Source organism: Mesorhizobium sp. M1329 (assembly GCF_040318035.1).
GTDB lineage: Bacteria > Pseudomonadota > Alphaproteobacteria > Rhizobiales > Rhizobiaceae > Mesorhizobium.
On record NZ_JAMYLN010000088.1, the window covers coordinates 1 to 1,097 of the forward strand.

Genomic DNA, 1,097 nt, shown 5'->3' on the forward strand with positions numbered 1-1,097 from the left:
GGCGACGAACTGGCCGCCGCGGCTGCGCTGCAGCGGGGTGGCGACGGAGACCTTGACGCCGAATTCGTAGGGCTTGTGGGCCTTGCCCTTGCCGATGCACTCGACTTCCGGAGCGTGCAGGGAATACACCTTCTTGCCTCGCTCGCGCTGGCGCTGATCCCTGACGCGCCGGGCCAGCGGCAGCGGCAGGGCAAAGACCTGCATCAACTCCGGCCGCCCGGCAAGCTTGCGGGTGATGTCGCGGATCACCGCTCCCAGCATGGTGCGCAGGCGCTTGAGCTGCCGGTTGGCCCGCTTGAACTGCTTGGCGTGGGCATAGCGCTGATGCTTGATCAGCGCGATCTTGCCGACCCGCGCATAGGACTGGCGCAGACAAATGCCGTCTTTCTTGGCCAGCTTGACCAGCCGCTCGCGGGCGCGATGCATCAGCTTGGCGTCGGTCGGGAAGGTGATCGCCTTTTCCTGCACAGTGGTGTCGACGATCACCGCGCGGAAGTCCGCCGGCTTGGCCGCGCCCAGCCGGGTCGCCGCCGCGAGGCTTTCCTGGAGCAGCGCCGTGAGCCGCTCCTCCCCCATGCCTAGGCGCCAGCGCGTCAGCGAGGTGCGCTCGAAGGGCAGCCGGTGCTGGAAGAACTCCTCGCCGCAGAACAGCTGATAATAGGGGTTCTCCAGCCAGCGTTCGCACAGGTTTTCGTCGGACAGGTTGTGCATCGACTTGAGGATGGCCAATCCTGCCATCAGCCGGGTCGGCAAAGGCGGCCGGCCAGAATCGTCGTCATAGACCTCGCCGAGCCGCTCTTCGAGGAAGCGCCAGTCGATCGTCTTGGCCAGCGTCACCAGCGCGTGATCCATATTGAGGATGTGGTCGAGCCGGGATCGCAACAGGTCCGTCTGACCGCTCTCGCGCCGTTCCTTCGGTCGCATCGCTTTGCTCCTCTCTCCGGTTCCGAAAACACCATCGAATCACGCAACGCAGACGCAATTATTTTGCCGAAAACTTACCGCCAAAGGCCAGATTTCCGGCAAAATCAAAGCCGAAATCAGGGGGAAAATCCTAAATTGAATCAAAGCGTTCCGAGTTTTTCACGGGCGACTAT

General features: G+C 63.1%; 1 protein-coding gene. It reads right to left on the minus strand.

Annotated features, from left to right (window positions below; all coding sequences use genetic code 11):
* A partial coding sequence (locus NKH21_RS32675; RefSeq protein WP_352870021.1) for an IS5 family transposase occupies nucleotides 1-924 on the minus strand: 924 nt, incomplete at its 3' end.
* Nucleotides 925-1,097 lie beyond the last annotated feature (173 nt).